The organism is Epilithonimonas sp. KH_059, assembly GCF_057838485.1.
On the sequence record NZ_CM174468.1, the window covers coordinates 1497946 to 1521130 of the forward strand.

The following is a 23185-nucleotide window of genomic DNA, read 5'->3' on the forward strand; positions in this document are numbered from 1 at the left end:
AAATAGGAAATGAAAGTATGAAAGAATACACAACAGAGCGACTCATCCTGCGCCCCACAAGCATTGACGATGCCGATATGATGCTTAACCTATTGAACTCACCTAAGTTCATTCAGAACATTGGGGATCGGGGTGTAAAGACCCGTGAAGAAGCGGTGCGCTATATACGCGAGAGAATAGAGCCGCAATACAGTCAATACGGTTTCGGTAATTATACGTTAATTGAAAAGGATACACAGGAAAAAATAGGCACCTGTGGACTGTATGTTCGTCCGGGGTTAGAGGTTCCCGATATTGGTTTTGCTCTTTTTGAGTCTTACGAAAATCAAGGTTTTGGATACGAATCCGCAAAGTACTTAATTGAAAAACTTTCTCAGGAGTTTGATATCGAAAAAGTCTCTGCCATCACGTCAAAAACCAATCTACCTTCTCAGAAGTTAATTCAAAAACTGGGATTAAAATTCAAAAAGATTGTCGTCTTACCTGACGAAGAGGAAGAACTTCTGTATTACGAGAGTTAAGAATTTTCAAGTATTTGAGCTGCTGCTTCCTGACTTTTCACTTTTTCGATCACCCGAATACACACGCCCGATTTATCGAAAACAAAAGTCGTACGAACAATGCCCATGTAGGTTTTTCCAAAATTCTTTTTCTCTTTCCAAACACCAAAGGCCTCGACAAACTCCTTATTTTCGTCGGCAATCAAATCGTAGGGCAATTCATTTTTTGAATGGAAGTTCTTTTGCTTTGCCACGCTGTCGGCGGAAACACCAATCACTTCGTACCCATGGGCTTTCAAATCACTATATCCATCCCGAAGGTTTTTCGCCTCCACGGTACACGTCGGTGTGCTTGCTCGAGGATAAAAGAACACCACAAACGGCCCGCCTAAAAAGTTTTTCAATTTTACGATTTCCCCTTCTTGGTTTTTCCCTTCTAATAAAGGAAACTTATCTCCTACTTGCAGCATAATTCTTAAATTTGTTCAAATTTAGCGCTATTATGACAAAAAAGCAAAGAGCACTTCTGATCCAGCAAGAATTGGAAAAGCTCTACCCAAATCCACCCATCGCATTAGACCACAAAGACCCCTATACATTGCTTGTTGCGGTAGCCCTATCCGCACAGAGTACAGATAAAAAAGTAAATCAAATTACTCCCGCCTTATTTGAGGTCGCAGACACGCCAGAGAAAATGGCTCAATTAGAGGTTTGGGAAATCAAAGAATACATAAAACAAATCGGACTCTCCAATACGAAAGCAAAAAATCTGCGCTTAATGGCAGAGCAGCTCCTCGAACGTCATGAGGGTACGGTTCCCGACTCCTTCGAGGCATTAGAAGCTTTAGCTGGCGTAGGTCATAAAACCGCTTCTGTGGTGATGAGTCAAGCTTTTGGCGTCCCTGCTTTTCCAGTAGATACGCACATTCACCGTCTCTTATTCCGTTGGAAATTAAGTTCAGGAATCAATGTCGTTCAAACGGAGAAAGATGCAAAAAGTCTCTTCCCAAAGCACACTTGGAACAAACTGCACCTTCAAATCATTTATTACGGCAGAGAATATTCCCCTGCAAGAGGAAGTTTAGAAAAAGATTTTTTAACGAAATTGCTGTTCGAATCTTAAGCGAGCATTTGCTTCACGAGTGCGGCAAATTCGTCAATTTCAAAAGGTTTGGAAATGTGCGCATCTGCCTCTACCGCCTCACTTAGCGCAAAGGAATTCGGATGAGCAGACATTAAAAGGATTTTTATCGATCTCGTTTCTGGATTCGATTTAAGTTGTCGGCAGATCTCACGACCGTCGATTCCCGACATTAGCATATCGGTGACAATTAACTTAGGTTTCATTTGTTTAATCATCTCAAAGACGATCATTGGATTGGTGCAGCTTCTAACCTTATGCCCTTCCTCACGTAGAACTTCCTCTATCATCGAACAAATCTCTACGTTATCATCTACGACAATTATACTCATTTTCTCATTTGTTTTTACAACTTGCCGGCAAAATTCCCGCAATAGTGTTAAGATTACAAATTTACACTTTTTTACGAATGATTGAAATAATTATATATAACTAAAGATTTATTTATTATGGATGTCAATCAAAAAATATATCTGGAATTGAACCGAAATATATTCATGTTGAAAAAACTGCCTAGTGGCTACACTTTCTCGTTAAAGATTCGAATAATACGATTCTAGTTTTCTTTCTAATACATTCAAAGGGAGACAACCTTGATTCAAAATCTGATCATGGAAATCGGCCAGATTGAATTTGGCTCCTAACTCTTTTTCAAAACGGGCACGTAGTTCTTGAATCTTCATAGATCCCATTTTATAACTGAGTGCTTGACCTGGCATTGCCATGTAGCGCTCCACTTCTGCCGTCGCGCCGGCAGCATCGTAAGCCACATTGCTTAAGAAGTATTTGATCGCCTCTTCCCGATTCAAGGTCCCTGTATGCAGCCCCGTATCAATGACAAGTCGTACGGCCCGAAGCATCTCATCGCTTAATGAACCTAACTTTTGATAGGGGTCCGTATAAAGTCCCAACTCAGGACCTAAAGACTCTGTATAGAGGGCCCAACCTTCTCCGTACGCACCCAACCATCCAAAGCGCATGAATTTTGGAAGGGATTCGTTTTCTTGCTGTAGAGAAACCTGGTAGTGGTGCCCTGGAATCGCTTCGTGCAAAAAGAGGGACTCCATCCCTGAGGTCACATTAAATCGAGTGGGATCGGGAATAGGAATATAAAAGATTCCAGGTCTTTCTCCGTCCGGGGTTCCTTGTCTATATTCAGCACTCGCGGATGCCTCTCGATACTTTTCCGTTTGACGAATCTCGAAAGGGGTCTTGGGCGTGTGATGAAACATCGTACCTAATTTAGGAGTGATTTTCTCCAAAATGGAATTAAACCCTTTTAGAATTTCCTCTGCGCTGGTGTAAGGCATTGCTTTCTTATCCGTTTTCACAAACGTCAAAAACTCCTCTAAACTTCCTTCGAATCCCACGCTTGCTTTCACTTTTTCCATCTCAGAGCGAAGTCTGCTTACTTCTTTAAGTCCAATCTCATGAATTTCATTCGGAGTCTTGTCGGTCGTAGTCCAGCTCTTTACATAATAGGAGTAAATGTCATTTCCTTTCGCAAGGGAATTGTATCCATCGGTGAGTCTTGCTTTTGGAAGATACTCTTTTTCTAAGAACTCAGCCATACGGATATAAGCAGGAATTATTTTTCCATTGATCACGCTTTTGTAGGCCTTGCGCCATTTGGCAGCCTCCTTTTCGGAGAACGACTTAGGCATATCGCGCAGTGGACCATAGAAAATATTGGTGGAGAAGTCCGTAGAGGTGATCTCTGCGGCACGGAGCTGTGGAATCATTCTTAAAACCAGAACTTTTGGCAAAACCATTCCCGACTTCATTCCCAATCTAAAGTTCTCCTCTGCAGCGTCCATCCAATTGGGAAACTGATTCATTCTTTTTAACCAGTTTTCGTAATCTTTTTGCGTTTCAAAGGGCTGAGCGCCCTGCCCGCTTCCTAGCATAGGAAAATCCAAAGGAAGACCTGAAAACTGTGTAAAGGGAATGTATTCCGGATGGTAGGCATAGCGTTCAATCTTATCTTTCAAAAGCGTATCCAGTACATCAAATATGACTTTCTTTTCCTCCGAAAGGTCTTCATACGAAACCTGATCAAGCTGCATTTGCACATCGTTATAGAATGCAACCTCCCCTGAAATAAAATCTTTGTCGATGTCAATCGGTAGAAGATCGTTGTACCTCGAGTCTCCTTGCAGGGTAGCCTCTAGTGGGTACATTTTAAGGTACTGCTCATAATAATGCGCCGCAATGGAATCAATTTCCACAGGAGTGCTTTTGGTTAATGGCATGTCTTTCTTCTTGCAACTTCCCATAAAGACGAGGAAAAGGAACGACACGAAGATTTTTAGATATAGAGTTTTCATAAGTCAATTTCGAGAGGCTAATTTAACAATTATTTACTTGAAATCGATTGCTAACCGATACCAGATTAGGATTTTTTACCTTTTAAATATTAAAACAAAACACTTCGGTCTTTCAATCAATTTTCTATCTTTGTCAATCGTATAAAAATAATCTTTAACAAATTAATTGTGACATCAAAGCCATGAAAGGGGTTCTAAAAATTTACCATCCGGAGGAGACCTTAAAGTACCATATTAAAAATTCCTATTCCAAAGCGGTCTACCTCAACAATGAACATTTCTTAGAAGTTGAAATCATTACAGACGAGAACCAAGATCATGTGGAGGATGATTCCCTTCAATACCCATTTCCTCAGATTGCACTTCGTATTTTTGATTACCCTTTAGAGCAGAATGAACTTTCAGGACAAACGTTTGAAATAGAAGAAAATGAGGAACTTGTTTATAGTGAAGTAGATCTATATACAGATCAGGACGCTTTCCTTTATAAAAATCGTCTCGAATTCACCTCGGATCCCGCCGAGCGCATGGAACTCATATGGTCAGGAGAAATTGATGATTTTTATACGGACTCAGGCGAACCTATTCCCTTTAAACTCAAATGTCATTTTGAAGAACTCGAACCTGAGTTCATCGAGGAACCATAGGTCTTTTTTTAATTTATTAACTTACACCCTTTCCACCCGTGAATACAGAAATTCAGGTGGTAATTAAAAGAAAAATAACATGCAGGACAGCACTACCCTTGTACAAACCGTCACCAGCGCTCCCGTAGAGCCTACCACCCAGTTGATTCAACCCGCTCCAAGCGAAGTACACGTGTTTTCATTATGGGAGATATTAACCTCAGGAGGGTTTATCGGAAACTTAATTATGGTTCTGATCTTCCTACTAGGGGTTCTTGCTCTTTATATCTTTTTAGAGAGATACTTCTTTTTGAAAAGATCTTCCAAAACGACACCCAATTTTCTTGAGAACATCAAGGACTTTGTTCAGGAAGGTAAGATTCAAACGGCAATCGACTATTGCAAATCCATTGACTCGCCTGAGTCTCGCATGATTGAAAAAGGACTTGCCCGTGTGGGAAGACCCATTTCTGACATTTCCAATGCAATGCAAAATCAAGGACAACTAGAGGTTTCTAAATTTGAAAAGAATTTAAACCTGCTTGCTTCAGCTGCGGGGGCCGCCCCAATGCTAGGATTCCTTGGAACTGTAATTGGAATGATTATGGCATTCTTTGAAATATCAACCGTGACTGGAGCCGTAAGTCCAAAACTACTTGCCTCAGGTATTTATACCGCAATGGCAACCACAGCAGCCGGTTTATTCATAGGAATACCCGCCTACTTTTTCTACAATTTTTTAGTCACGCAAGTTGACCGTATGGTATTAAAAATTCAAACGCATGTCAATGATTTTCTTGACACCTTAAACCAACCGATCTAATGGAACTAAAAAGAAGAAATCGTGTCAGTGCCGAATTCAGCATGGCCTCGATGACGGACATCATTTTCCTTTTGCTCATATTTTTTATGATCACCAGCTCGGCCATTGCCCAGAGTTCGATCGAGGTAAAACTGCCGCAGGCCTCTACCCAGAATACCTCTGCTCAAGACCCCACCACGGTCACCATTAACGCGGATGGAAACTATTATGTAAATGACAAGGTCATTCAAAAAGAAGAACTAGAGCCTCTTCTTGTAAACGCATTAAAAGGACAAGAAAATCCTACGTTTACCATTAGAGCAGATCAAAACACAAAGCATGGAGACGTGGTATATGCCATGGAGATTGCAGAAAAACATAAATTTAATTTGGCCATTGCCACGCTTCAAAAAGAATAATGAACAGGACGCTAGAACATAGTAATAAAGAAAAGCAAGACAGACTTAAAAGTATAATTCTTACGGTACTTCTTTCCGTAGGAACACTCATTGCGCTTTATTTCTACAAATTCTCGAAACTTATTCCCCACGAACAGGTCTTTACCACAATGCTTATGAATTTTGGGGACAACACCACAGGAGAATCTCTAGAGGAACCTGCAACACAAGACGGGTCAGAGTCTAGCAGCATTCAAGAGCCAACGGAAGATCCTCAGCCTAAAGTAGAGCCTGCAATTCCTGTAGAACAAAAAGTAATTGTGGGAACCAATAAAAATGTGGCGGTGGCAAAAGTGGAGAAAAACACAGCGACCAAATCAAAAACACCGGCAAAGACAACGCCAACTAAATCCAGTTCCACGCCGAAGAAGAAAGCGGCCACAAATGCAAAAGGAGATGCAAAAGGAACCGCTGCCATTGGAAATTTAATCCGAGGACGCGGTACCGCAAACGGCTCTCAAGGAAGCACAACCGGTTCTGGGAACCAAGGCGACCCACTGGGAGGCAGCTCAAATGGAGATAGCAAAATCGGGGTGGATCGTAAGTTAATCGCCTACATTCCAGGCACCATGGGACGAGGCGGAAACCAGCCCTCGCATCAGTGCAGTGCCTCAGGAACCATCACCATCAGTTATTCCGTAGACAAATCGGGTAACGTAACGAGCGCACGACGCACAGGAGGCGTTTCTGACCCTTGTGTTAGTTCGACTTCAGTGTCTTGGGTCAAAAAGTATGTTAAGGCCGAAAAAAGCACAAGCTCATCCACGGGAACCTATCGCATCACCTTCTAATGGAAACAAACTTTTCTTCCTCAGACCAAGCTAATTTTAACAAGGAGGAGTATGAGGATTTACTTCAATGGCTATTTAGTCAAATTCCGAACTATCAGAAACAGGGCAAGAGCGCGTACAAACCTGGGCTAGAGTCCATCAAAACACTCACTCAACTATTTGGAAACCCTGAGAAAAAATTAAAATGCATCCACGTGGGAGGCACAAACGGAAAAGGATCTACAAGCAGTATGATCGCCTCCGTTTTGCAAGAAGCGGGGTACAAAGTAGGGCTTTACACCTCCCCTCATCTTATTGATTTTACAGAGCGAATTAAACTCAATGGGGAAAATGTTGACAAAGGCTTTGTCTTTCAATTCCTGAAAAAAATACAAACCTTACCCCTTGATTTTCAGCCCTCTTTCTTTGAATATACCACACTTTTAGCCTATTGCTATTTTGCACATTCCAAAGTGGACTATGCTCTGATTGAAGTAGGTTTAGGAGGAAGGCTAGATTCGACAAATACGATCACCCCTCTAGTGAGCGCCATCACCAACATCGCCCTGGATCATACCGATCTTCTAGGCGAGACCCTAGAAGAAATTGCCGGGGAAAAAGCGGGCATCATAAAACCTGGGGTTCCGATTGTATCCGGAGAAGAAAACCCCGCCATCGTCTCAGTCCTTCGGAACAAAGCGATCGAATTAAATTCCCCTTTTATAAACGCTACGGAACTTAAAACAAACCTAGCTTCAGACTTAAAAGGAAACTATCAAAAAAAGAATAGCAAAGTCGCGCTTAGCGTTCTAAATGAGCTGCTAAAAATAGGCGTTCAGATTTCTGCTGACCAAATAGAACAAGGCCTACTCAAGGTCCAAGAAAATACGCAGTTTCTAGGCCGCTGGTATGAGTTTTCTCACGATCCACTCGTTTTGTGCGATACAGCGCATAATCATGCAGGTTTAATCGAAGTATTTGCCCAACTTGAATCCTTAGCGCCCTATAAGCATATCGTGCTTGGCTTTGTCAAGGATAAAAAGATCGAACAGGTCATGGAAATCCTTCCTTCGAATGCCCAGTACTATTTTGTAAAGCCCGCCATCGAAAGAGGTCGAAACCCCGAAGAATACGAGCCCTTGCTAAAAAAAGCGAAAATAAATTACAAAATTTTTAACTCCGTTCAAGAGGGATATCTCGCTGCAAAACAAAATGTTAAAAATTCTGATATTGTATTCATCGGCGGTAGCAACTTTGTAGTGGGAGAATTTTTAGAAATAAATTTGGAGAAATAAAAAAAGGTCGTATATTTGCCGAACCAAAAATAAGGGTTCTTAGCTCAGTTGGTTCAGAGCATCTGGTTTACACCCAGAGGGTCGGGGGTTCGAATCCCTCAGGACCCACAAAACTTCAACAAATGTTGAAGTTTTTTTTTGGGCGGTTAGCTCAGTTGGTTCAGAGCGTTGCGTTGACATCGCAGAGGTCGCTGGTTCGAGCCCAGTACCGCCCACTAAAAAACTTCTCAAGGAATTGAGAAGTTTTTCGTTTTTTATAAAAAAGTGAATTTCGATTACGCATTATCAAATACCTCCATCACTTTATCATACACCTTTTGAATTTGCAATTCTTCTAGACAGGCGTAATCTCCGCGATAACAGGTTTTGTCTCCAAAGACAGAACAAGGTCTGCAAGTAAGATCGTCGACTTGAACTACATCCAATGGACTTTGTCCATAGCCTAAAAAGCCCGCATAGGGATGAGTAGATCCCCAAATTGAAACGCAGCGTGTTCCCATTAGACTTGCGAGGTGCATGTTTGCCGAATCCATCGAAACCATGACAGAAAGACCTGAAATCGCCTCAAGCTCCTGTTCAAGAGAAAATTTACCGGCTAGGGATTTAGAATTGGGAATCTTGGATTCCCACTGTTCCAATATCTCTACCTCTTTCTTTCCTCCTCCAAAAAAATAAACTTTATGGTGAGCCGACAAAAGGCGTGCAAGTTCATAGCATTTCTCTAGCGGGAGCATCTTTCCATGATGCTGAGCAAAGGGGGCAATTCCAATGCCTTCTCTAGGGTGATTTATACCTCGGTACTTATGGGAAAGCGTAAGGGGGAAACCTAAGGCTCTAAAGACATCGGCATACCTCTCCACGGTTCGTTTCAACGGTTTTTTGTCTAACTGCCAAACATCCGTTAATCGTTCCTTTTCCTCCTTCCCTTTGTCTAATACCGCAATTTTATATCGTTTTGCACGAAAGTACCGATCAAGTAATTTACTTCGCAGTACATCGTGAAGATCTGCGACAAAATCTGGGCTATAGTCAAGTCTTAATTGTTTTGCGAGTTTCCTTAGTCCAAAGACGCCTTTGTACTCTTCGAAATTCACCCCCACAAAAGTGAAACGTGGCAAATCGAAAAACAAGGGTTTAAAGTTTTGTCTAGAAACAAAGATGACCTCCACTTCTGGATTTTGTTCTAGAAATTCTCTAACCACAGGCACGCACATGGCGACATCCCCGAAGGCAGAAAATCGATATGCGAGAATTCGTATCAAGATTTTAATTGAAATGCCACCGCATAAAATTTGATTTGTTTAGTCATTGCCATCAAACCGTTTGCTCGAGAGGGTGACAAAAATTCTTGCAAACCAATTTGAGAGATGAAGTCAAAATCTGAATCTAAGATCTCTTGGGTACTGTGCCCACTGTAAATTGAGACAAGCAAGGAAACAATACCCTTAGGAAGGATACCATCACTGTCTGCATTAAAAGTTAAGATCCCATTTTTATAACTGGCATCGATCCAAACCTGACTTTGACAACCCTTAATTAAATTATCGGGCGTCTTTTTATCCTCTGGAAGTCCTTTTAATTCTTTTCCCAGGTCAATTATATACTCGTATTTCTGTTCCCAATCCTCTAGGAAATCGAAATCATTAACAATTTCTTGTTGTTTCTCTTTAATGGTCATATGGCAAAATTAAGCAAAGTTTGAGAAATAGATGCTTTTCTCTCTTCCCTATAGGTTAGTCCTTCTTAACCAAATGGTAAATTTGGATGAAACACAGTAGTAAATTCGGGATAATAATGGGCCATAGCATACCGCTATAAACACCATAAATTACAAAACAGATGCAACCAAATAGGTTTACAAACCGAATCTTTCGAAGCTCTTTTAAAACAAAACTAAGGACAATGAAAACGGACGCGGCATAGCCGATATAAGTTGCAATCTCTGGGCTCATAGTTTTTTAATCTGTATACAAAGGTATATATTTTCCCCCGTAAAAAATTTATCGCACTGACAGAAAGTCATTAAACCATTTTTGGTAAAGTATTTGTAACTTTACTTGACCTAGGAGGAAAAGACCTCCTTTAATTAATACGAGACCAAATTATGGATTATAAATTTTCAGCCGGTTTGGATAAAGTGTTCAAACAGAGCAAAAGTGAAACACGAAGACTGAAAAGTGAATTCCTCAACACCGAGCATCTTTTACTTGGCATTCTAAAAACAGATAGTTCTGCGAGACAAATTCTTCAGAATTTGGATGCCGATTTAGCTCAAATTAGAAGGAAAATCGAAACAATGAACCTAGCCTCTGTAAGTCCACTTGCAGAAGAGGTTAAGCAAATATCGTTTACAAAAATGGCAGATCAAGCTCTTAAAAGAGCGGAACTTGAATGTAGACAGTATAAAAGTGCAGAAATCAACAGCGTGCATTTACTGCTGGGTATTCTTTATAAATTCGAAGACCCCACTAGTAGCATTTTGCAGGCATACGACGTCGACTATGAAAGAGTATCGCGTGAGTACCAAACCCTATTGAAAAATTCGGGTCAGGCTCCCAAAATGAGTGCTTACGAAGACGATGAAGAAAGAGAAGAATACGGCCAAATGCGTAAGCCTACCGGAAACCTAGGAAGTGGCAAAAGCAAAACGCCTACTCTTGATAACTTTGGACGGGATTTAACCTCCTTGGCAAGAGACGGGAAATTAGACCCCGTGATTGGAAGGGAAAAAGAAATTGAAAGAGTCTCTCAGATTCTCTCTCGACGCAAAAAGAACAACCCTTTGCTAATTGGTGAACCTGGAGTGGGTAAATCTGCCATTGCAGAAGGACTTGCCCTTCGGATCCACCAGAAAAAAGTTTCTCGAGTTCTTTACGGAAAACGGGTCATCACACTTGATCTTGCAAGTTTAGTTGCAGGAACCAAATACCGTGGCCAATTTGAAGAAAGAATGAAAGCGATTATGACCGAACTGGAAAAGAATCGCGATGTCATCTTATTCATCGACGAGCTGCATACCATTGTAGGAGCGGGTAGTTCTACAGGAAGTTTGGATGCTTCGAACATGTTTAAACCGGCCTTAGCTCGAGGAGAGATCCAATGCATTGGAGCCACTACACTTGATGAGTACCGTCAATACATAGAAAAAGATGGCGCTCTGGAACGTAGATTCCAGAAAGTAATGGTTGAACCGACCTCAATTGAAGAGACGATTTTAATCTTAAATCAGATTAAAGACAAATACGAAGACCACCATAACGTTACCTATACGGACGAAGCCATTAACGCTTGTGTCAATTTAAGTGCGCGCTACATCACGGATCGTTTCCTACCGGACAAAGCCATCGATGCAATGGACGAAGCGGGATCAAGGGTTTACATCAAGAACATGAAAGTGCCTACTGCCATCATTCAAAACGAAGAAAAAATCGAAGAGATTAAAGTTCTGAAACAAAAGGCCGTTCAAGCGCAGGACTATCTTGAAGCAAGAAAATTGAAAGACGAGGAAGAGCGCCTAACCATGGAGCTTGCCGCTGCGCAGGACCAATGGGACAAAGATGTCAAGGAGAAAAAAGAAGTCGTTACTGAAGAAAATGTAGCCGAGGTAGTCTCCATGATGAGCGGTATTCCTGTGACCAAAGTAGGAAAAAATGAGCTTGACAAATTGGCTCATATGGACGAGAAGCTCAATGGAAAAGTGATTGGACAGCACGAGGCGGTACAAAAAGTGGTGAAAGCCATTCAAAGGAACCGAACCGGGCTAAAAGATCCGAACAGACCCATTGGAACTTTTATTTTCTTAGGTACCACGGGAGTTGGGAAAACGGAACTAGCCAAAGTGATGGCTCGTGAATTATTTGATTCCGACGAAGCGCTTATTCGAATTGACATGAGTGAATACATGGAAAAATTCGCGGTATCTCGACTTGTGGGAGCGCCTCCAGGCTATGTAGGGTACGAAGAAGGCGGTCAATTGACCGAAGCCGTTCGTCGTAAACCTTATGCGGTTCTGCTTCTAGATGAAATTGAAAAAGCACATCCCGATGTGTTTAACATCTTACTTCAAATTTTAGACGAAGGACACGTTACGGACAGTTTAGGACGAAAAATAGACTTTAGAAATACCATTATCATTCTCACTTCCAACATTGGAACAAGAGACCTTAAAGATTTTGGGGATGGTGTTGGGTTTGGAACCTCTGCGAAGAAGTCCAACTCGGATGCGAGAGCTCGGTCTACAATCGAAAGCGCCCTTAAAAAAGCATTCGCCCCTGAATTCCTAAACCGAATTGATGACATCGTAGTATTCAACTCTCTACAAAAAGAAGACATTGCGAAGATCATTGATCTTGAATTAGGAAAACTTTACGTGCGAATAGAAAAACTTGGGTACAAAGTAGAACTCACCCAAGAAGCGAAAGATTTTATCGCCGAAAAGGGATGGGACAAAGACTTTGGCGCAAGACCGCTGAAAAGAGCCATTCAAAAGTATATTGAAGATTTGCTTGCGGATCTGCTGGTTAACAAGCAAATTAAAGACAACGAAACGCTTGTTTTAGAATTAAACGAGACTGGCGATGGATTAGTCAAAAAGCTTCCCGAATCCAAATCGAAAAAGCAAAAAGTATAATCCTTTTTCCATGGAATAGTATAGAGCTGTCTTTTTTAAAGGCAGCTCTATTTGTATAAAAACGAGAACCAAAGGGCTTACTCACGGTTGGAAAATAATTTTTTCAATTCACAAAAACGCCTACCTTTGCCTCCATGAAAAAGTATTCTTCGAAACGCAGTGTTCAGTTATTAGCCCATTTACTAAAGGAATATGGAATTTTAGACGTCGTGGTCTCCCCGGGGTCACGTAACGCACCCCTTGCGATTCATTTCGGAGAAATTGAGGAGTTTAATTCCTATAGCATTGTGGACGAACGAAGCGCTGCATTCGTTGCGCTAGGCATGGCAAAAGTGCAGCAAAAGCCTGTAGCAATTACATGCACTTCGGGTTCCGCAGCAGCCAATTATTACCCTGCAGTCACGGAGGCCTTTTATCAAAACGTTCCCCTCCTCATCCTTTCTGCGGATCGTCCTTCGGATTACGTGGATCTTTTTGACGGCCAAACCATTCGACAAAAGGATTTGTTTTCTTCCCATTCTTATGGTGACTTTCAACTTCTTGAAGACGAAGTCGAGGGTTCTGAGGAACAAAATTTTGCCACGATCAAAACGGCCATTGAACTTTGCTTTGAAAAGCAAGGTCCTGTACACCTCAACATCCCTTTAAACGAACCTCTATACGATCTCGTGGGAGAAATTCCTGTGTTCCCTTCCGTCGAGAAACTTGCTCCTGCCCGAAAATTCGAATTGTCTTCGCCCCTAGTGGCCGAGTGGAACACTTCAAAACGAATTATGATCTTGGTAGGCACCCAACCTTTTAGTGAATCGCTTGAGAGCAGCCTTTCCCAATTGGTTAAAAATCATTCGGTTGTGGTTCTATGTGAAGTGAACTCAAATCTAGAAAACCCCAAATTCTTCCACCATATCGACCGTTATCTTTACAATTTTGATGCGCAAGATTACCAAACATTTGCACCCGATCTACTAATTACGCTTGGACAAAATGTCGTGTCAAAACGAGTCAAACAGTTCCTTCGACAAGCCAGCATAGCTCACCATTGGCACGTGGATGAATTTTGGCATCCAGACACCTATTTCTCTCTTACTGAGTATCTGAAGGTAGCCCCTGAAAAATTCCTTCAAAAACTATTAAATGTGGTGAACTTAGAGCCTAGTGCCTATTACAATCTATGGGATCATTTAAGAAGGAAGAAGGACATTAAACATGAGAGCTACGAACTTGCCACAGGCTACTCGGATTTTCGACTTTTTTCGCTGTTAGCGCAAAAAGTGCCCACCCATTACGACATTCATTTTTCCAATAGTTCCGCCATTCGGTATGCGCAGTTGTTCGATTTCAGTGCGCATCGTGTGCATTGCAACCGGGGAACCAGTGGGATCGACGGCTGTACTTCTACTGCGATGGGATATGCTATGAAGTCTGAAAACCCGACCCTTCTTGTCACCGGAGACTTAGGATTCTTCTACGATATTAATGCACTTTGGAACCAATACATCCCTCCCTACACACGAATCCTAATTTTCAATAATGGGGAAGGGAGCATTTTCAAGATCATTCCAGGACCCGACAGAGCAAACACCGATATATTAGAGGAGTTCATCTCTACACGCCACACCAAGACCGCAGAGCACCTTGCGGCTCATTTTGAAATGGACTATACGGAAGTGGATGACGACCAAACCCTCGTAAGAGTACTAGATCTGTTTTTTGCCCCTTCGACAAAACCTAAAATCTTAGAAGTAAACACGAAAGAAATTGCAAATGCGCAGATCTTAAGAAATTACTTCACTTCCTTAGCGAGTGACCCAAAGAACGACACAACTAAGTGATTTTAAGTAGATAAACTAAAAATTAAACCGGAAGATTTTGAATAAAATCAAGCGGGTATCGAGTGGAATCCTCTAAGGAGTTTAATGCATTGATTAGTGCAAAATGACTATAGTTCTGAAGATCATTTACCCCTATGCGAACCTCTTGTATTCTTTTGCGGTCTAACAAAGATTGGCGTTGAACTCCATTCAGTAAATAGCTCTCTGGCGTATACCAGGAATCTTCTTTCAAAAACACTAAGTTGGAAAATGTGGAATCGGTTAAAAGGCCGTTTTGTGTGATTAAAGCTTGCGAAGGATGAATGTTTTGAAGGGTTTGCTCTAATTCTCCACGGTCTTCTTTTTTGAAACGATAGGAAATCATTGGGCTTTCAACCAGTTGAAAGGAAGGAATGGCTGGGGAAACGTAAGGGGTAAGCGTCGATTCGAATTTACCTTCTAAATCATAGACTACCCTCAATTTATGTACGCCTGAATCGACTCTCCCATGCGAAGAAGCGATTTGCTCAAGATTTATAAGACAGATTTTGCCAAAAAATTGAAAAGTGTCCTCTACCCTCTTTTGATGATAAGAGAGAAGGGAGGCTCCCCTCTCCGTAACCTTTATACTTTCAATGAATCGGGACATAAATCTTATTTATCATTTCTTGGTATTCCTGCTCCATCACGCTTTGATGCGTGATTCCACCTCCGCTCCGGAAAAAAAGTGAATTCTCCTCTTGTTCGATAAACCGAATTAAAACGCACGAGTCGAGAGATTCACCGTCAAAGACACCTGCCACCCCGGTATACCAACCTCGAGGCTGCTTTTCCGCTTCGTGAATAATTTCCATCGTTTTTGCCTTAGGCGCACCTAAAATGGAGCCTGCCGGTAGCAATGTTTTCATTATACTGCCAATTTTGCCGGAAAACTCCGGTTTAATCCGACCCGATATTTGAGAACTCATGGCCAGTAAATCCTTCTGATTCGTTTTTAAATAATCAATTCTTTGGAACTCATCCACCTCTACTTCATCACAAACCCTACTTAAGTCATTGCGAAGTAGATCGACTACCGTGTAATGCTCTGCTTTTTCCTTCGGATCTTCTCTAAGTATTTCCTCAGCATTCTCTACCGAGGCTTCAATGGTCCCCTTCATGGGATAGGTGTACATTTTATCTCCCGAGATCTCAACAAAGGTTTCGGGGGAGAACGAGCAAAACTGATTCTGGTAATACACTTTATATTTCGCTTTCGATCCGTAGTAGAAATCCTCCAAATTCGAAGTGCTTTCTACGGGGGTTTTACAGGTGTAATTAGCTAAGTATGAGTTTCCAAGCATCAAATTTTCGTGAACAAGATCGAAACCTACTTTGTAGGACTGAATCGATTCTGGCATCGCTTTGAGGGTGAGATCTTTTAAAGCCTCTTTTTGAACTTTCTCCAATTTCAAAGTGGGGAAATCAAAGAAAATCCCATTCTCTACAACTTCCTCTAAAGGATGCACCACAATCTCTGTCCCTTCGAAATCGACCATAAAGAAAAAAGGCTCCTTTCGTAGAGATAGAGTATCCATCCAATTAAATTTCGCTTCGAAATTTTGACTCATCGCACAAAAGTAAATTATTTAACCCTATTTTTGCAAAAACATTTTAAATGCCCGAATTGTACCCTCAAAAACCAGGGATTGAATCGATCTTAAAGCAAGCATTTTCCTACTGGAGTCGCACTCTTTTATACCAGGTGCTTTTCAGTTTGATTACGTTTAGTGTCTATATTGTTGTTGGATATTATTTTGCCGTTAAGTATGGCATTATGGATCATTACTTGTCTCTTTCTGCCCGACTTTCAGAAAGCATGGAGTCCTATCAACAGGGGGTTCAAGAAATGATTTTACTTCCGAATTTCATGACTTTTTATTGGATCATGATTGCCACGGCTGTTTTCTTATATCCCTTAAACCTCGGATTTTTCAAAATGTACCGAAAAATGGACTTAGGAGAAAAACCTGTACTGCAAGATTTATTCGCAGGCTACCAGGGAATCAATTTCTTTATTTTCACGAGTTATTTCCTTTTTTGGATTCTAATCTATCTCTATACAATTCCAACCGTGATCTTAGGGTTTGCTTGGGTACTACTAACACTGTTTACCGCACCACTGATGTTTTTCATGAGCCGAAAGCTCTTTGAAACCATCCCTTTGAATTTTAAGGGATTAAAGCGATACCCCCTCGAGATCTTTGTATGCTGCATAGTGGCCCTCCTTTTTAAGTACATAGGCCTTTTTACGATCGTCGGAGCGGTTTTCACATATCCATTTTGGAATGCAATGATTTATGCCCTATATCGTAGAGTTTTTAATGAAGTTCATTAAATTTATCGATAAATTAATGATAGTTTCGGTGAAATAGGCTATTTTTGATTTATACATTAAACTATGGAAAATCTAAGCGAATTCAGAAATTCTACACCTCCCGAAAAGAACACAAGTAGCCTTATCTCCCACGCATTTGACATGTATAAGGGCGTATTTTGGTTTGCCTTGCTCGCCATGGCGGTATATATTGCAGGAAATCTATTACTTGAAGCCCTTTTTAGTTTTGATTCCCAAGCGATTTATACACAAATGGTGGAGGCAGGCGATGATTTTAGGGCCCAAGACCTATTTGAAATGGAAGGAGTAAAGTCCTACTATGCTTTCTCAGGAATTTTTAGCTGGCTTGCGGCGCCCCTCTTTGTAGGACTCATCTACATCACCAGCCGGTACGACAACCAAAAACCTCTTCGCTTCAGCGATCTTTTCATTGCGTACAGACAGAATTTCCTAAACATATTTTTATACTCAATCCTTTCTTCCCTAATCGTTGGGATTGCATTCGCACTTTGTTTTTTACCGGGACTTTTTGTTGCACCCCTATTTTTACTAGGATATCCAATTTTGCTCTTTGAAAATGCAAATGCAATACAGGCTATCAAAAAAAGCTATTCGATTGCAAAAGATAATTATGGCACTTTCTTAGGAACTACTCTTCTGGGAGGACTTATTTGCATTGCAGGTGTTATCTTTTGTGGTATAGGTATTTTAATTACGCTGCCTTTCATTTATGTGGTCATGTACAGCACTTACTGTGCTTATTTAGGGAAGCCAAGAGAATTAATTGAAAATTAATTTCTAACCCACAACTCTCGACAGTCCTATTAAGAGGATTTTAAATTGTTTACTATGCCGAATCGCAATCAAATCATTAGCGGAGTCAAAATTAAGCAGGCATTTTTAATTCTGCTTATCACGGCCTTAGTTGCCCTCATCGTTTTTAATCTTGCTCTTTTTATTCCTGCTCTATTAGGGGCACTCACTTTGTATATCGTCTGCAGAGAGTTTAATTTTCACCTTCAAGAAGAAAGAGGCTGGAAACCGATGTGGTCTTCCTTTTTGATTATCTTTTTATCGTTAATTATTCTTATTATTCCCATTTACTTGCTTGGGGATATGCTGATCGCGAAGCTTGGGGATTCAGAAGTATATTTGGAAAAATTCAATGTCTTTGTTGACAAAATTCACACATTTGTTTTATCCAAAACGAAGATTGATTTACTCAGTTCCAGCAATTTGGATGGAATTAAAGCCAGTGCTGCGAAGTTTTCAACCTCCGCATTAAGTGGTACATTCAACACCCTTTCAGTGGTAGCTTCGCTCTTTTTCATGCTCTATTTCATGCTAGAACAGCCACGTCGATTTGAAAAAATCGTACGAAATGCAGTACCTCTAAAGCGTGCTAACATTGATTTAATTGGAGAAAAATTCAGAAAACTAGTCGTTGCCAATGCTGTGGGAATTCCTGTGGTAGCATTAGGTCAAGGGATCGTGGCCCTAATAGGGTATTTTATTTTCGGGGCACCAAGTCCTATTTTGCTCTTTGCACTAACCGCCATTGCCTCGATGATCCCGATTGTTGGGGCTGCTATCATCTATGTACCGGTCGGTATTTTCATGATTGCGGAGGGCGATAGTACAGGAGGAATTGGAATTCTTTTGTACTGTTTGATCGCAGTGGGTCTCACAGATAACATTCTGCGTTTCACTCTGCTTCGAAGACTTGAAAACATTCACCCTCTTAACACGGTATTTGGAATCATTATGGGGATGAATCTTTTTGGATTCATGGGTCTTGTTTTTGGACCGATCTTAGTCTCCATGACTGTATTACTCATCCAAGTTTACCACAATGAATTTAGCGAAGATGACAACGAGCTCATCCTCGACGACGATGAAGAGCTTGAAAAGAAAATTGATTTAAGCATTTAGACCTTTATGGACCCTACTATACTTATTGAAATTTGTCATACGAAAATGCCTTTCGGTAAATACAAAGAAAGCCTTATTTGCGATTTGCCTATCTCGTATTTGGAATGGTTTCAGCGCAAGGGAATGCCCCCTGGAAAACTAGGGATGCAACTTTCAACCATTTATGAAATCAAGCTAAATGGCCTCTCAGAACTATTAATTCCTATTAAGGCAAAAGTGAAGTCGGGCGAGTTCTCTTAAGTACTATTCCCCTTTCAAAGCTTTAATCTCGTCTCGAATCGAGGCGGCTAGAATGAAATCTAGATTCTTGGCTGCTGATTCCATTTCCGTTTGTTTGCGATCGAGTAGTTCACGTAGTTCGTCCTTCGTTAAGTTTGTCTTGATTTTCTCGACTTGCTTCAACACTTCACGTTGCGTGTATTTTTCCTCTGGGAAATCACGAGCACTACCGACGAGTGCAGACGAAATCTTTTTGTTGATCTGTTTAGGCTCTAAACCGTTGATTTCATTGTAATGCCTTTGCTTTTCACGGCGGTAATTCGTCTCGTCAATCGTAGCTTGCATACTCTTAGTCATCTTGTCGGCATAGAGAATTGCCATCCCATTTAAGTTTCGGGCAGCCCTTCCTACGGTTTGGATCATGGAGCGACGTGAACGAAGCATTCCTTCTTTGTCTGCGTCCAAAATAGCCACAAGCGATACTTCAGGTAGATCGAGACCTTCTCTCAGCAAATTCACGCCAATTAACACATCAAAAACGCCTGTTCGTAGATCCTGCATTATTTGAATTCTCTCCAAGGTTTCTACATCGGAATGAATGTAACGGCATCGGACTCCAAATTTCGTGAAGTACTTACTTAACTCCTCCGCCATTTTCTTGGTAAGTGTGGTAACTAGTACTCGTTCGTCTAGTTCCGTTCTCTTGTGAATCTCCTCCATCAAATCGTCAATCTGATTCTCTGTAGGTCTCACTTCAATAATAGGATCTAATAGGCCCGTCGGGCGAATAATTTGTTCGATATACTCTCCCCCGGTTCTCTCTAGTTCGTAATCCGCCGGTGTGGCTGAGACATAGACCACCTGATTCTGCATTCCTTCAAACTCTTCAAATTTTAGAGGTCTGTTGTCCATCGCAGCAGGAAGTCGAAAACCGAACTCTACAAGCGATTCTTTACGGCTCCTATCTCCTCCAAACATTGCATGCACTTGGGGAATCGTAGCATGACTTTCATCAATGACCATTAAATAGTCCTCAGGGAAATAATCGAGCAAACAGAAGGGCCGAGTGCCCGGAAGCCTGCCGTCTAAATACCGAGAATAGTTTTCAATACCCGAGCAATACCCGAGTTCTTTAATCATCTCAAGATCTAGTTCAGTTCTTTCTTTTAGCCTTTTGGCCTCAAGGGGCTTATCAATTTTCTCAAAGAAACTGACTTGGTCGACAAGGTCATCCTGTATTTGTCGTACGGCTCCATTGAGCGTTTCTTTTGAGGTGACAAATAAGTTGGCTGGATAAATCTGAACTTTTTCAAAATTAGAAGTCACGCTTCCCGTAACCGGATCAAAGGCTTGAATTTTCTCAATTTCATCTCCGTAAAATTGAATTCGAATTCCATTGTCTGCGTACGCAGGAAACACATCGACGACATCTCCTTTTACACGGAACATTCCTCTTTGAAACTCGTTAAGCGTTCTGGCATAAAGTGCATTCACTAAGGAATGAAGGAGTGAGGTACGGGTTAATTTCTCACCGACGGCTAGGGTAATTAAGGATTTGTGAAATTCACTTGGATTTCCAATCCCGTAGATACACGAAACCGAAGCCACAATGAGCACGTCTCTTCGTCCCGACAATAGGCTGGCTGTCGCCGCAAGTCGAAGCTTCTCCACTTCTTCATTTATGCTTAAATCTTTCTCAATATAGGTTCCTGTCCTTGCGATATAAGCCTCAGGCTGGTAGTAGTCATAGTAAGAGACAAAGTATTCGACTGCATTTTCAGGAAAAAATTCCTTAAACTCCATGTAGAGCTGTGCAGCCAAAGTTTTGTTATGGGCAAGAACGATGGTTGGCCTTTGTACGTTCTGCACAAGATTGGCTATGGTAAACGTTTTTCCAGAACCGGTAACCCCTAGCAGCGTTTGGTATTTTTCACCCTCCTCTAAACCCTTTGTTAATTTCTCAATGGCCTGCGGCTGATCGCCCGTGGGTTTAAATTCGGATTGTAGTTGAAAGTTCATATAATGGTTCGCTATCGATTTTAATAAGAAGAGGATACTCCCTCTTCCCTACAAAAGTACGAAAAAAGAAAGCGGCTGCTTTGTATTTTTGAGAAGTGAAAAAGGAACTCTTGCACTAGCCTAAAGCCCCTTTGAAACGGCAAAGAGGAGCAAACCTGGATAGGGATGCTCCTCTTTGCTAAAAATAGGTTTAACCTTAATTTGAAGGTTTACGGAATTGAGTCACATCAGAGATATACAATCCTTTTGCTGCACTCATCGGCTTGGACAACATTTTAGCCCCGCCTCTATTGCTTAAAATAGCACGATTTCTCATCGTTGCCGTTGTACTTACATTATTTCCTTTGATGATATCTAAAGCGCGCCCTAATTCAGGATCGCTTGGATTCCCAAACTCTTTAACCTTTCCAACCCACTGAAAAGGAGAAATGAAATTTTCTTGTTTGCTTGGAATGATTCCAGGTACAATGCTTCCGTCGTTTAGTCTTACCATTGGATGGGGATCCATGTCTTTGTTGTAATAAGCAAAGGTGATCGGTTGCAATTGCCATTTGTGATCTTTGTTTCGGTTGTCGTAGTTTAAGAAGTCAGAAGTAGGAGAATCATAAAGAGTATGCGATCCCACAAACTTCCCTACGGTTAGATATCCAATTACCTCCACATCGATGTACTTCTTTAAACTCGTGACCGTAAGCTCACTTGCGGATGCGGTTTGGAAAGAAACCAGAGCATAAATTTTCGGTAGGGTTAAGCTATTAATTTGCTGTACTTCTCCTGTTTTTTCTTGATGACCGTCTACTATGTTGTAGATTTCGATCTTGTCACTAAGTTTATCAAACTCATCGTATTGATTGTGTTTGTCGTTAAAATCTAGGTAGACATAATCTCCTCCCGTAAACGAGCCATTAATCATCTGTGCAAGTCCTACAGCTGTGTCAAGAGAGCCTCCTCCATTGTAACGTAAATCTAAAATAAGTTCGTTTACTCCGTCTGCTTTCATTTGAGCAAACTGTGCGTTTAACTCGTCATTATAATCAATTTTAAACCCGTTGAACACAAGGTATCCAATCGTTCTTCCACCTTCTTTAAACACTTCATAGTGCGCAATCGGGTTTTCTTCCACCATGGTTTTAGCGATCGCAATGGATTCGTCCTTGTCGGTCGTGGAAATCACACCCGTTTCGTCATTGTAAGAGGCTGTATTCGCTCTTGTGAGGTTAAACGAGCCTCCGAATAGCTGCGAATAATTAGAACCCATAAGGTACTGCCCATTCACCTTTGTGATGACGTCCCCCCTTTTAAGTCCCGCCTTATCGGCACTTGAGTTTGGAACGATATAATTCACTAATGCCACATATCTTCCGGTGTTATCCCCTTTTCCTAAGACAGCAAGTTCCAATCCTGTCGTAGACTGCTCTTCTGCCACATATTGCGCTTTTGAAACAATCGCATTGTCGTTTTCAATCCAAGAGAAAAAGTCTGTTACCTCATATTCAAACAACAACTCGTAAAATAATTTGTCTGGACTTTTTCCATTAATGAAAGTGGCATATTCGTTTGGAGTCGCAAATTTAGTATCGCCCAAATTAGGGGCCTCTTTCTGCCAGTAATACCATGAGTTCATCGCCTTCCATACAAAGTCATTTACTTTATCGGGCGTGATATTGGTTACCGGGGGTTCTGGTTTAGGATCTGGTTTAGGCGCTGGATCTTCATCTCTTGAGCAACTTGCTAAGAGAGCAAGCGCTGTTAAGGAGGTTAATGCAATTTTTCTAAATTTCATAGTTTTCATATCTTATTTTTACTAGTTTTGTGAAATGTCAAAAGCTAGATCGTAAAAATATGAAAATAACTAAAATAAAGAAGTCTTTTCTACTAATTATTCTATCACTCGTGAGCATCGCTTGTAAAACCTCAGATATTCCAGAGGTGAAAAACCCGACGTACCAATCTTTTAACGAAGGAAACGAGAAGGGATATCTTGTTGATTTTGAATTATCTAACGAGAACGCATTGCCCAGTGCAGTGGTCATTAATCGTCTACAGCACCAAGTGCTTCCGAGCGATAAAAAAGGTCTTGTTTACCACCTTAGAATCTTAGCAGAATCCCGTACATTGTTAGGATTTAGGCCTAAAACGGTCGAAAAGCCCAACGGTATTCTGTTCCAAAAGGACTCTACCGAAATTTTCAAGGAGGTTCCCTTTCAATTAATCGAAAAGTAATCCTTTTGATCCGACTCAAGAAATAGGAAGCTTTTAAACGAAGAATTGCCCGTGG

The 23185-nt window shown here is 41.2% G+C and carries 24 protein-coding genes and 2 tRNA genes; 16 read left to right on the forward strand and 10 right to left on the reverse strand.

Annotated elements, in window-relative coordinates; translation table 11 throughout:
- The first annotated feature begins 17 nt into the window (after nucleotides 1-17).
- Complete coding sequence (locus tag AC3IRX_RS07045; RefSeq protein WP_489209230.1) at nucleotides 18-521, forward strand: GNAT family N-acetyltransferase; 504 nt, start codon at nucleotides 18-20, stop codon at nucleotides 519-521.
- Here AC3IRX_RS07045 and bcp read toward each other — a convergent pair.
- Nucleotides 518-970 carry a thioredoxin-dependent thiol peroxidase gene (gene bcp, locus AC3IRX_RS07050; protein ID WP_489209232.1) on the reverse strand — a complete coding sequence of 151 codons (453 nt, stop codon included), beginning with the start codon at nucleotides 968-970 and terminating at the stop codon, nucleotides 518-520. The two genes, AC3IRX_RS07045 and bcp, sit on opposite strands and share 4 nt — an antisense overlap.
- Nucleotides 971-1002: 32 nt before the next feature.
- Here bcp and nth point away from each other — a divergent pair, with 32 nt between their 5' ends.
- On the forward strand, nucleotides 1003-1623 hold the full coding sequence (gene nth / locus AC3IRX_RS07055) for an endonuclease III (RefSeq protein WP_489209234.1): 621 nt from the start codon (nucleotides 1003-1005) through the stop codon (nucleotides 1621-1623).
- Here nth and AC3IRX_RS07060 read toward each other — a convergent pair.
- Both AC3IRX_RS07060 and AC3IRX_RS07065 read right to left on the reverse strand, forming a co-directional pair.
- Nucleotides 1620-1973, reverse strand: a complete 354-nt coding sequence (locus AC3IRX_RS07060) for a response regulator (protein ID WP_489209235.1) — start codon at nucleotides 1971-1973, stop codon at nucleotides 1620-1622. The genes nth and AC3IRX_RS07060 overlap by 4 nt on opposite strands.
- A gap of 201 nt (nucleotides 1974-2174) precedes the next feature.
- A complete protein-coding gene (locus AC3IRX_RS07065) occupies nucleotides 2175-3968 on the reverse strand; it encodes a DUF885 domain-containing protein (protein ID WP_489209238.1) in 1794 nt (597 codons plus the stop codon).
- A 182-nt stretch (nucleotides 3969-4150) separates the two neighbouring features.
- Between AC3IRX_RS07065 and AC3IRX_RS07070 the strand changes: the two genes are divergently transcribed.
- The 7 genes from AC3IRX_RS07070 to AC3IRX_RS07100 all read left to right on the forward strand — a co-directional run bounded on the left by AC3IRX_RS07070 (nucleotide 4151) and on the right by AC3IRX_RS07100 (nucleotide 8134).
- Nucleotides 4151-4615, forward strand: coding sequence for a hypothetical protein (locus AC3IRX_RS07070; protein WP_489209240.1), 465 nt, complete (start codon nucleotides 4151-4153; stop codon nucleotides 4613-4615).
- A gap of 79 nt (nucleotides 4616-4694) precedes the next feature.
- Nucleotides 4695-5417, forward strand: coding sequence for a MotA/TolQ/ExbB proton channel family protein (locus AC3IRX_RS07075; protein WP_489209242.1), 723 nt, complete (start codon nucleotides 4695-4697; stop codon nucleotides 5415-5417).
- Complete coding sequence (locus tag AC3IRX_RS07080) at nucleotides 5417-5815, forward strand: ExbD/TolR family protein (RefSeq protein ID WP_489209244.1); 399 nt, start codon at nucleotides 5417-5419, stop codon at nucleotides 5813-5815. The genes AC3IRX_RS07075 and AC3IRX_RS07080 overlap by 1 nt, the downstream gene beginning before the upstream one ends.
- Entirely contained in the window at nucleotides 5815-6645 is an 831-nt protein-coding gene (locus tag AC3IRX_RS07085) for a ferric siderophore ABC transporter substrate-binding protein (protein ID WP_489209246.1), read from the forward strand. The genes AC3IRX_RS07080 and AC3IRX_RS07085 overlap by 1 nt, the downstream gene beginning before the upstream one ends.
- Nucleotides 6645-7919: a bifunctional folylpolyglutamate synthase/dihydrofolate synthase gene (locus AC3IRX_RS07090; RefSeq protein WP_489209248.1), complete on the forward strand. Its 1275-nt coding sequence runs from the start codon at nucleotides 6645-6647 to the stop codon at nucleotides 7917-7919. The genes AC3IRX_RS07085 and AC3IRX_RS07090 overlap by 1 nt, the downstream gene beginning before the upstream one ends.
- A 33-nt stretch (nucleotides 7920-7952) precedes the next feature.
- Nucleotides 7953-8027 (forward strand) — tRNA-Val (locus AC3IRX_RS07095).
- A gap of 32 nt (nucleotides 8028-8059) precedes the next feature.
- Nucleotides 8060-8134: transfer RNA gene (locus tag AC3IRX_RS07100), tRNA-Val, on the forward strand.
- Nucleotides 8135-8194: 60 nt separating this feature from the next.
- On the opposite strand, the gene AC3IRX_RS07105 is transcribed toward AC3IRX_RS07100, so the two are convergent.
- From AC3IRX_RS07105 to AC3IRX_RS07115, 3 genes are read right to left on the reverse strand one after another with little or no spacing between them, the layout of a single operon-like run.
- Nucleotides 8195-9178, reverse strand: a complete 984-nt coding sequence (locus AC3IRX_RS07105) for a glycosyltransferase family 9 protein (RefSeq protein WP_489211479.1) — start codon at nucleotides 9176-9178, stop codon at nucleotides 8195-8197.
- Nucleotides 9178-9597, reverse strand: a complete 420-nt coding sequence (locus AC3IRX_RS07110; RefSeq protein ID WP_489209250.1) for a SufE family protein — start codon at nucleotides 9595-9597, stop codon at nucleotides 9178-9180. The genes AC3IRX_RS07105 and AC3IRX_RS07110 overlap by 1 nt, the downstream gene beginning before the upstream one ends.
- Nucleotides 9598-9652: 55 nt before the next feature.
- Nucleotides 9653-9871, reverse strand: coding sequence for a uroporphyrinogen decarboxylase (locus tag AC3IRX_RS07115; protein ID WP_489209252.1), 219 nt, complete (start codon nucleotides 9869-9871; stop codon nucleotides 9653-9655).
- A gap of 152 nt (nucleotides 9872-10023) precedes the next feature.
- On the opposite strand from AC3IRX_RS07115, the gene AC3IRX_RS07120 reads away from it, so the two are divergent.
- Both AC3IRX_RS07120 and menD read left to right on the forward strand, forming a co-directional pair.
- Complete coding sequence (locus tag AC3IRX_RS07120; RefSeq protein ID WP_489209254.1) at nucleotides 10024-12549, forward strand: ATP-dependent Clp protease ATP-binding subunit; 2526 nt, start codon at nucleotides 10024-10026, stop codon at nucleotides 12547-12549.
- 134 nt (nucleotides 12550-12683) lie between these two features.
- Nucleotides 12684-14381 (forward strand): 2-succinyl-5-enolpyruvyl-6-hydroxy-3-cyclohexene-1-carboxylic-acid synthase, encoded by a 1698-nt coding sequence (gene menD, locus AC3IRX_RS07125; RefSeq protein WP_489209255.1) that lies wholly within the window; start codon nucleotides 12684-12686, stop codon nucleotides 14379-14381.
- A gap of 22 nt (nucleotides 14382-14403) precedes the next feature.
- Here menD and AC3IRX_RS07130 read toward each other — a convergent pair whose 3' ends face one another.
- Nucleotides 14404-15009, reverse strand: a complete 606-nt coding sequence (locus AC3IRX_RS07130; RefSeq protein ID WP_489209257.1) for an aminotransferase class IV — start codon at nucleotides 15007-15009, stop codon at nucleotides 14404-14406.
- A complete protein-coding gene (locus tag AC3IRX_RS07135; protein ID WP_489209259.1) occupies nucleotides 14993-15970 on the reverse strand; it encodes an aminodeoxychorismate synthase component I in 978 nt (325 codons plus the stop codon). The genes AC3IRX_RS07130 and AC3IRX_RS07135 overlap by 17 nt, the downstream gene beginning before the upstream one ends.
- Before the next feature lie 47 nt (nucleotides 15971-16017).
- Between AC3IRX_RS07135 and AC3IRX_RS07140 the strand changes: the two genes are divergently transcribed.
- The 4 genes from AC3IRX_RS07140 (at nucleotide 16018) to AC3IRX_RS07155 (ending at nucleotide 18909) form a co-directional block, all read left to right on the forward strand.
- Nucleotides 16018-16737, forward strand: a complete 720-nt coding sequence (locus tag AC3IRX_RS07140; protein WP_489209261.1) for a hypothetical protein — start codon at nucleotides 16018-16020, stop codon at nucleotides 16735-16737.
- A gap of 63 nt (nucleotides 16738-16800) precedes the next feature.
- Nucleotides 16801-17532, forward strand: a complete 732-nt coding sequence (locus tag AC3IRX_RS07145) for a beta-carotene 15,15'-monooxygenase (protein WP_489209263.1) — start codon at nucleotides 16801-16803, stop codon at nucleotides 17530-17532.
- A gap of 54 nt (nucleotides 17533-17586) precedes the next feature.
- Complete coding sequence (locus tag AC3IRX_RS07150; RefSeq protein WP_489209265.1) at nucleotides 17587-18669, forward strand: AI-2E family transporter; 1083 nt, start codon at nucleotides 17587-17589, stop codon at nucleotides 18667-18669.
- A gap of 6 nt (nucleotides 18670-18675) precedes the next feature.
- On the forward strand, nucleotides 18676-18909 hold the full coding sequence (locus AC3IRX_RS07155) for a DUF3820 family protein (RefSeq protein ID WP_489209267.1): 234 nt from the start codon (nucleotides 18676-18678) through the stop codon (nucleotides 18907-18909).
- 3 nt (nucleotides 18910-18912) lie between these two features.
- On the opposite strand, the gene uvrB is transcribed toward AC3IRX_RS07155, so the two are convergent.
- Together uvrB and AC3IRX_RS07165 are read right to left on the reverse strand one after the other, a co-directional pair.
- Complete coding sequence (gene uvrB / locus AC3IRX_RS07160; RefSeq protein WP_489209269.1) at nucleotides 18913-20907, reverse strand: excinuclease ABC subunit UvrB; 1995 nt, start codon at nucleotides 20905-20907, stop codon at nucleotides 18913-18915.
- Between the two features lie 196 nt (nucleotides 20908-21103).
- On the reverse strand, nucleotides 21104-22690 hold the full coding sequence (locus AC3IRX_RS07165; RefSeq protein WP_489209271.1) for a S41 family peptidase: 1587 nt from the start codon (nucleotides 22688-22690) through the stop codon (nucleotides 21104-21106).
- 59 nt (nucleotides 22691-22749) lie between these two features.
- Between AC3IRX_RS07165 and AC3IRX_RS07170 the strand changes: the two genes are divergently transcribed.
- A complete protein-coding gene (locus AC3IRX_RS07170; RefSeq protein ID WP_489209273.1) occupies nucleotides 22750-23130 on the forward strand; it encodes a hypothetical protein in 381 nt (126 codons plus the stop codon).
- The last annotated feature ends 55 nt before the right edge of the window (nucleotides 23131-23185 follow it).